General features: G+C 31.3%; 9 protein-coding genes and 1 other annotated feature. Of the genes, 8 read left to right on the top strand and 1 reads right to left on the bottom strand.

Annotation, left to right across the window (positions count from 1 at the left end):
- On the top strand, nt 1-565 hold a 565-nt coding region (locus Q0U66_RS04565; protein WP_297377919.1), incomplete at its 5' end, for an aminotransferase class V-fold PLP-dependent enzyme.
- A complete protein-coding gene (gene thiI / locus Q0U66_RS04560; RefSeq protein ID WP_297377917.1) occupies nt 562-1,737 on the top strand; it encodes a tRNA uracil 4-sulfurtransferase ThiI in 1,176 nt (391 codons plus the stop codon). The genes Q0U66_RS04565 and thiI, both read left to right, overlap by 4 nt.
- Nucleotides 1,738-1,849: 112 nt before the next feature.
- On the opposite strand, the gene Q0U66_RS04555 is transcribed toward thiI, so the two are convergent.
- Nucleotides 1,850-2,767, bottom strand: a complete 918-nt coding sequence (locus Q0U66_RS04555; protein WP_297377915.1) for an aldo/keto reductase family oxidoreductase — start codon at nt 2,765-2,767, stop codon at nt 1,850-1,852.
- 256 nt (nt 2,768-3,023) lie between these two features.
- Here Q0U66_RS04555 and Q0U66_RS04550 point away from each other — a divergent pair, with 256 nt between their 5' ends.
- From Q0U66_RS04550 to Q0U66_RS04525, 6 genes are all read left to right on the top strand, one after another.
- Nucleotides 3,024-3,563 carry an XRE family transcriptional regulator gene (locus Q0U66_RS04550; RefSeq protein WP_297377912.1) on the top strand — a complete coding sequence of 180 codons (540 nt, stop codon included), beginning with the start codon at nt 3,024-3,026 and terminating at the stop codon, nt 3,561-3,563.
- A gap of 12 nt (nt 3,564-3,575) precedes the next feature.
- Entirely contained in the window at nt 3,576-4,610 is a 1,035-nt protein-coding gene (gene potA, locus Q0U66_RS04545) for a spermidine/putrescine ABC transporter ATP-binding protein (protein WP_297377909.1), read from the top strand.
- A 2-nt stretch (nt 4,611-4,612) separates the two neighbouring features.
- A complete protein-coding gene (locus Q0U66_RS04540) occupies nt 4,613-5,422 on the top strand; it encodes an ABC transporter permease (protein ID WP_297377905.1) in 810 nt (269 codons plus the stop codon).
- Nucleotides 5,415-6,227, top strand: a complete 813-nt coding sequence (locus Q0U66_RS04535) for an ABC transporter permease (RefSeq protein ID WP_297377902.1) — start codon at nt 5,415-5,417, stop codon at nt 6,225-6,227. Before Q0U66_RS04540 ends, Q0U66_RS04535 begins: the two co-directional genes overlap by 8 nt.
- Nucleotides 6,227-7,282 (top strand): ABC transporter substrate-binding protein, encoded by a 1,056-nt coding sequence (locus tag Q0U66_RS04530; RefSeq protein WP_297377899.1) that lies wholly within the window; start codon nt 6,227-6,229, stop codon nt 7,280-7,282. The genes Q0U66_RS04535 and Q0U66_RS04530 overlap by 1 nt, the downstream gene beginning before the upstream one ends.
- A 57-nt stretch (nt 7,283-7,339) precedes the next feature.
- Nucleotides 7,340-7,574, top strand: a binding site (T-box leader).
- Between the two features lie 70 nt (nt 7,575-7,644).
- Nucleotides 7,645-8,838 (top strand): M20 family metallopeptidase, encoded by a 1,194-nt coding sequence (locus Q0U66_RS04525; RefSeq protein WP_297377896.1) that lies wholly within the window; start codon nt 7,645-7,647, stop codon nt 8,836-8,838.
- The last annotated feature ends 5 nt before the right edge of the window (nt 8,839-8,843 follow it).

Raw genomic sequence — 8,843 nt, 5'->3', positions numbered from 1 at the left:
TACAGATTTAAGGAATATAGATTTCTATACCATATCATCACATAAGATAAATGGGCCAAAGGGGATATCAGCCCTATATATAAAAGATCTATCATCTTTTAATAGCTTATATTTTGGTGGTGGTCAAGAATTAAAATTGTTTTCAGGAACGGAGAATTTACCTGCTATTCTAGCCTTCGCCAAAGCAACAGAGCTGGATAATAATTATGATAATATTAGTGAAATAAATAGATTTTTAAGGCAAGAAATATCCAAAATTGATGATGTGAAAATACTATCAGCAGAAGAAAATTACTCACCTTACATATTAAATATTTGTTTTAAGAATATAGGTGCAGAAATTTTACTCCATTATTTAGAAATGGATGAAATATATGTTTCTACAGGATCTGCATGTAGCAAGGGCCACGATTCTAGAGTTTTAGATGCTATAGGTGTAGAAGATAGCTATAAGGGTGGATGCATTAGACTATCCTTATCCAAAGATAGTACTATGGAAGAAGCAGAAATCGTAGTTGAGAAGATTAAAGAAAAAGTTGAAATTATTAGGAGAATTATAGGATGAGATGGTTATTAGGAGTAAGCTTTGGAGAGCTTATGTTAAAGGGTAAAAATAGAAATACCTTTATTAATCAAACTAGAAGACAAATATTAAAAGCCTTGGAAGACTTTCAATTAGGAGATAATTTTGTTGATTCAGGAAAGTTTTTTGTAGAAGTTAATAAAGAAGATTTTCCAGAAATTATAAAAAAAGCTAGAATGGTTTTTGGTTTATCTTATGTATATAAAACTTTGCAGGTAGAAAAAGATCTTGATTCTATAGAAGATGGAATAAAATATCTTATTGAAGAAAGTGACATAAAAGAAGAAAAAACTTTTAAAGCCTTTGCCAATAGGTCTGATAAAAAATATCCATTAAATTCTATGGATTTAGCAGCAAAAGTAGGAGGCTTTGTACTTAAAAACTTTGACAACTTCAAGGTGGATATTAAAAATCCTCAAGTAGAAGTTCATGTAGATATTAGAAATAATGCCTATTTATATTTAGATAAAATACCTACAATAGGTGGACTGCCATTAGGCACAGGTGGAAAGGCACTATTATTACTATCTGGGGGTATAGATTCTCCAGTTGCAGGCTTTGAAATGGCATCTCGTGGAGTTGAAATTGCTTGTGTACATTTTCACTCATATCCATTCACATCAGAAAGAGCACAATATAAGGCCAAAAGACTAGCACAAAAATTATCCCTATACCTTGGCCAAATAGATTATTACCAAATTAACCTATTAAATATCTACACAGCTATAAATAAAAATTGTAGACCAAGATATACCACTATAATAGCTAGAAGATTTATGATGAGAATAGCCGATATATTGGCTGACAGATATAGGATAGATGGATTTGTAACAGGGGAGGCCCTAGGTCAGGTTGCCAGTCAAACTATCCAATCGATTTCTGTAGTAAATGATGCAAGTAAATTACCAATATTTAGACCTTTAATAAATATGGACAAGAAAGACATTATTGAAAAAGCAAAAATGATTGATACCTACGATATATCTATTGAACCTTTTGATGATTGCTGTTCATTTTTTGCCCCTGACAGTCCTGCTACCAAGCCAAGACTTTCAGATATATTAAAAGAGGAAGAGAAATTAGATATTGATACTTTAGTAGAGGATGCATTGACTACATTAGAAGTTATAAAAATAAATGTAGATGATGAATAGAAGCATATTATAAGAAGTGGAAATATGAATTTCTAAAACAAAGATAATATACAAACAACTATAAAAAAGAGCGGCGCAAAGCCGCTCTATATTTTTTAATAAAATGACCACCCTATGGCAAATCATTTCCTGCACTTCTATAGATTTCGTACCATTCTTCTTTAGTTAGGTCAATATCTACACCTGCAACAATATTTTCCAAGCGATTTGGATTCATTGAACCAACTAGCATTTGCATTTTTGCTGGATGTCTTAATATCCATGCAGTTACAATGGATTCAAGCGTAACATTTTTTTCATCTGCAAATTCGTTTAATTTCTTTGTTAAGTCTGTATATTCTGGATGCTTTATAAATAGCCCTTGGTCAAGGTCTACTTGGAATGGTGACCAAGCCTGAATAGTTATATCTTCCAATCTACAATATTCCAGAATGCTATCTTCGTGATTAATTGAGTTTATATTTTTCATATTTACATTTATTCCAGAATCAATCATTGGAGTATGTGCCGGTCCAAACTGTAATTGGTCGATTAAAATTGGGAAATTTGAATATTTTTGTAATAATTTAATTTGACCAGGATTACAATTACTTACTCCGAAATTTCTAACTTTTCCAGTTTCGTATAGATAAGAAAATGCCTTGGCAACTTCTTCTGTTTCCATTAAAGTATCAGGTCTATGTAAAAGTAGGATATCGAGATAATCAATATCAAGTCTTTTCAGAATGTTCTCTACAGAATTTATTATATAATCATAGGAAAAATCATAGAAACCTTTTCTAATACCGCATTTTGACTGAATTATAATATCTTCTCTTTTAATATTTGTTAATTTTAATGCCTCAGCAAATATTTCTTCTGATTTTCCTCCTCCATAAATGTCGGCATGATCGAAATGGTTAATTCCTAAATCATAAGCTTTTTGTATAATATCTTTTGCATCTTCAACCGATTTATCTGACATTCTCATGCAACCTAAAATTAATCTGCTAGCTTTAATATTAGATTTACCAATAATTTGTGTCTTCATATTTCCTCCTTATTTTATTATATAACAAACAAACATGTTGATCACAAAATAATAGATTTTTGGCAAATATTACATTTACATTATTAATAATAAAAGCCTTGCGAATTTCTTAGATAAAATGCTAAAAAAATAATATAAAAACATAAAATTTTAAACAAAGAAGTATTGTATTTTAAGTTTATAGTGGTATAATAAATCTTAGTTTAATATATTAAGAATTTAATTAAAAATAAAGTATAAAATCTAGGAGAAAAAAATGGATATAGGTGAGAAAATTAAATCACTGAGAAGGAAAATGGACCTTACCCAAGAAGAATTGGCTGATAGGTCTGAGCTTACTAAGGGATTCATATCTCAGCTTGAAAGAGATTTGAATTCTCCATCAGTTGATACACTTTCAAATGTTTTAGAAGCTCTAGGAACCAATTTGGGAGATTTTTTCTCTGAAGAAAAAGAAGAGCAAAAAGTATTTAAAGAAGAGGATTTTTTTGTTGGTACAAATGAAAAATTAGGCCATCAAATGAAGTGGATTGTTCCAAACTCTGTAAAAAATGAGATGGAACCTATAATTTTAATCCTGGATAAAGATGGAGAAAGCAGAAGATATGCCCCAAATGAAGGAGAAGAGTTTGCCTATGTTTTAGAAGGAAGGATTAAACTTCACTATGGAGATGAAGAATATATATTAGAACAAGGGGAAACCTTTTATATATTTTCTGACTTGGAAAGATATATAAAAAATATAAATGATGGCAAAAGTAAAGTTTTATGGATTTCAAATCCGCCTAATTTTTAATAGGAGTTAAGTATGCATTTAATAGAATTAAAAAATTTAAGAAAAGAATATGGTGACAATGTAATTTTAAATGATATAAACCTATATGTTCAAGAAGATGAATTTTTAACCCTACTTGGACCTTCAGGATGTGGAAAAACTACAACCTTAAGGATAATAGGTGGCTTTGAAAAAGCAAGTTCTGGCCAAGTTTTATTTGCCGGAAAAGATATTGCAGATGTACCACCTTATAAAAGAAATATAAATACAGTTTTTCAAAAGTATTCTCTATTTAGACACTTAAATGTTTATGAGAATATAGCCTTTGGCTTAAAGTTAAAAAAGGTAGACAAGGAAACTATTGATCAAGATGTAAAAGAAATGTTGAGACTTGTAAACTTACAAGGATTTGAAGAAAGATCAATAGATTCTCTATCTGGTGGACAGCAACAAAGGGTTGCTATAGCTAGAGCCTTGGTAAATAAACCTAAATTATTACTTTTAGATGAGCCGCTTGGAGCCTTAGATTTAAAATTAAGAAAGTCCATGCAGATTGAATTGAAAAATATTCAAAAAAGAGTTGGTATAACCTTTATTTATGTTACCCATGACCAAGAAGAAGCCTTAACTATGTCAGACACAATAGTTGTAATGAATGAAGGTGAAATCCAACAAATAGGAAGTCCGATAGATATTTACAATGAACCTAAAAATAGCTTTGTAGCTCAATTTATTGGTGAGTCTAATATATTAGAAGGTATAGCTGTTGAAGATAAAAAAGTTATGTTTTCTAATCACATATTTGATTCCTTGGACAAGGGCTTTGATAAAAATCAACCGGTAGATGTTGTTATCAGACCGGAAGATATTGAAATAGTTCCTGTAGACCAAGGCATGATAAATGGAGAAGTTAAAGAAATTACCTTCAAGGGTGTTCACTGGGAAATGATTGTTAATGCAGAGGGATTTAACTATAAAGTTCACTCTATCAATGATGCGAAAATAAATAGTCAAGTAGGACTGAAAATAATTCCAGATGCTATCCACGTAATGAACAAGGAGGACTAAAATTGAAAAAATTAAAAACTTTAGCCTATCCTTATATATTTTGGATACTTATTTTCATAATAGTACCAACCTTTATGATATTTTATTATGCCCTTACAAAGGATGGGGAGTTCACCCTGGCAAATTTCCAAAAAATATTTCAAGGACCCACATTAAAAACTATATGGGCATCCTTTAGAATAGCTGGAATTACAAGTTTAGTATCTTTACTAATAGCTTATCCTTTTGCTTTTTTCATGACAAAATTAAATATAAAATACAGGACAATGGCCATGATGCTTATAATGGTACCAATGTGGATGAACTTCCTATTAAGATCTTATGCCTGGGTTACCATACTTTCACCAAATGGAGTATTAGATAACTTTCTAAAGATTTTTGGTATCCAATACAAGTCCTTTTTATATACTGAAGCATCAGTTATTTTAGGTATGGTTTACAACTTTTTACCTTTTATGATATTACCAATTTATACTGCCTTAGAAAAGATTGATTATTCATTAATCGAGGCTTCTTATGACCTAGGAGCAAATGAATTTCAAACATTTTGGAAGATCATATTTCCTATGTCTCTTCCAGGAGTTATATCCGGTATAACAATGGTCTTTGTACCAGTAATATCTACATTTGAAGTAGCAGACCTACTAGGTGGTGGTATGGTAAATATGGTAGGTAACGTGATTGAAAGAGCCTTTACAAAAACTGGTAACTGGGGTTATGGATCAGCCTTAGCCACATTTTTAATGGTAATAATACTTATATCAATGGTCTTTGATAAAGAATCAATTGAAACAGGAGGGATGAATGACTAGAAATAAATCAAATATTTTTGAAAAATTATATTTAAATTTAGTATTTTTATTTTTATTTGCCCCTATATTTGTATTGATAGTTTATTCTTTTAACCAATCAAGAATATTTGGTGTTTGGACAGGTTTTTCTTTAGATTGGTATAGGGCCTTATTTGAAGATAGGTTTATAATGGGAGCTGTAAAAACGACCCTAATAGTAGCTATATTTGCTACAGTTATATCCACTGTAATAGGTACTTTGGCAGCAATTGTTCTTGGAGAGTTTTCAAAGAAACAAAGAAGAATTCTTCTAGGTTTAAATGACATACCAGTTTTAAATCCGGATATAGTTATAGCTATATCTTTAATGGTTTTATTTGGTTTTTTACAACTGCCTAAGGGTACACTTACTTTAGTTTTAGCCCATGTAGCCTTTACAATCCCATATGTTGTTTTAGCCGTTTTACCTAAGGTGAGAATGATGGATAGAAACCTGATAGATGCAGCACTAGACCTTGGTGCTAAGCCCTTACAAGCCTTAACAATGGTTGTAGTTCCAGAAATTAAAAGTGGTATTATTGCTGGTGCCATGATGGCATTTACCTTATCAATAGATGACTTTATAATTTCATTTTTCACAGTTGCCCCTGGACAAAATACCATATCAACCATAGTTTACTCTATGACTAAAAAAGGTATTGAACCAACAATCAATGCTTTATCAACTATAATGTTTGTAGTAGTACTAGTCTTATTAATCTTGGCTAATTTCAAACAAATAAGACAGTTTAACAAGAAAAATGCTAACAGAGGAGAAAAAATATAATGAAAAGAAAATTTATTTTATTATTTATCATATCTTCTTTAGTATTTTTAGTAGCTTGCTCTAAAGAAGAAAATAAGGAAAACAAGACTTCTAATAAAGAGGTGGTTTCTTTTTATAACTGGGGTGGAGTATTAACAGATGATATCTTAAAACAATTTGAAGATGAAACAGGTATAGATATCATTTATTCAGAATTTGATGAAAATGAAAATATGTATACAGTAGTAAAAAACTCACCATCTGACTATGATCTTATTGCACCATCCGAATACATGGTAGAAAAAATGATAGATGAAGGTATGCTTAGAGAAATAGACCATTCTAAACTATCTAATATTTCAAATATAGGTAAGGAATTTATGGATAGGGAATTTGATCCGAATAACAAATATTCTATACCTATGATTTATGGAACCCTAGGAATCTTATATAACAAGACAAAGGTTGATCCTCAAGACCTTCATAATTGGGATATAATTTTCAATGAAAAATATAAAAAACAAATTTGGATGCTTGATTCTTCAAGAGATACACTTGGGCCAGGTGCCTGGCATCTAGGTTACTCAGCAAACACAAAAAATGAAAAGGAATTAATTGAAATAAGGGACTTGATGAAAGAACAAAAGAATCTAGTCACAGCTTATTTACAAGATGAGATTAAGCAACATATGATTAATGGGGTAGGAGCCGTAGCAGTTATTTACTCTGGAGAAGCTTGGGCTGCTATGTCAGAAAATCCAGATCTAGACTATTATTTACCTCCTAAGTCAAATTTATGGATAGATAATTTTGCTATTCCAAAGGATGCAAAAAATTATGAAAATGCTCTTAAATTAATAGACTTTTTAAGTAGACCAGATATAGCTGCCCAAATTGGTCTTGAACAAGGCACACCAGTTACAGCTGCCTGGGATCTTGAACCGGTAAAATCTATAGAAAATTTTGATGTAATGTATCCAGATTTATCAAACTTTGACGAAAAAGAAGTTTATGTTGACTTAGGCGATTTTACTGAATTTTTTGAAGAAGCCTGGGAAGAGGTAAAGATTTATTAAATTTTTAATAAAAAAATTTGACAAAATAAAAAAATCGATTTATTATATAAATCAATAGCAAAAACATTGATAAGAAAAGTAGTTTAATGAAAGTTGCACAGAGAGACTGTATTATGCTGAGAACAGGAGAACGGAAGTTGAATGAAAATGGTCTTTGAGTTGAATATTCGATATGTAGAGTATTCCGGGTACGCCCGTTAAAGCGTTAGAGTATGATAGTACTTGAAGAGTAATTAATTGTGAAATTAATTAGAATTAAGGTGGTAACACGGGTATAAACCTCGTCCTTTATATAGGACGAGGATTTTTTAATTTAAAGAATAAATTCAATGCTTGCTAAATATAAATTTAGGAGAAAACAAATGACAAACTATAAAGAAACAATAGAAAAAAGAGTAGATGAAAGATTGGAAGCTTACAAGAAAATAGCTTTAAGCATACATGATAAACCTGAAGTAAGTAATTATGAATTTTTTGCCTGTGAAACCTTATCAGACAAATTAAAAGATGAAGGTTTTGATGTGAAAGTTGATGTGGCTGGCCATAGGACTGGATTTGATGCAAGATATAAATCTAATAAACCAGGTCCAGTAATTGTATTTTATGCTGAATATGATGCTTTAGAAGGCATAGGTCATGCATGCGGTCACAACCTATTTGGGACCACTTCTTCCTTAGCTGCAGTGGGATTAAAAAGTGTTATAGATGAAGTTGGCGGTGAAATAAGAGTTTATGGTACACCAGGTGAAGAAGGTGGAGAAAATGGATCTGCTAAAGGTTCTTTTGTAGACAAGGGATTCTTTGACGATGTAGATATTTCCTTAGGGGCCCATCCTGGTTATAGACATACACTTACAAGTGTTTCTAAAGCTGTAGCGCCAGTTGATGTAGAGTTTTTCGGTAAGTCAGCCCATGCATCTGCTGCTCCTTGGGAAGGTATAAATGCTTTGGATGCAGTGATACAAGTTTTTAATAGTATAAATGCTTTAAGAGAACATCTACCTACAGACACAAGGATTCATGGAATAATAACAGATGGAGGAAAGGCTCCTAATGTTGTACCAGAATATGCAAAGGCAAGATTTTTCTTAAGAGCTGACAAAAGACCAACACTAGATGATTTATATAAAAAATTTGAAAATATAGTAAAGGCAGCAGGTCTTGCAACAGGATGTGAATATAAATTTGGCCTATTCCAAAATAGGGTTGATAATACCATACCTACACCATCTTTTGATGAAGTATATGTAGAAAAATTAAAAGAATATGGTCAAGATATTACGCCTACTGATATATTTTTAGCAGGTGGTTCATCAGATGTTGGAAATATCAGTCAAGTAGTTCCGGTTATACAACCTACGATTTCCATTTCAGATACTCCAATTACAGGACATACAGTAGAATTTAGAGAAGCTGCTAGGTCAGAAAAAGGATTGGAATCTATAGGCTTAGGAGCAAAGTTACTAGCCTTAACTGCCTTGGAATTAATTTTAGATCCAGCTAGGTTAGAAAAAATAAAAAATGATCATAGCAAATTTATTAAGGAGCAAAATTAATGATA

The sequence above is a fragment of the uncultured Helcococcus sp. genome, from assembly GCF_946998255.1.
Classification (GTDB): domain Bacteria; phylum Bacillota; class Clostridia; order Tissierellales; family Peptoniphilaceae; genus Helcococcus.
This window is presented reverse-complemented; position numbering and strand designations above follow the sequence as displayed.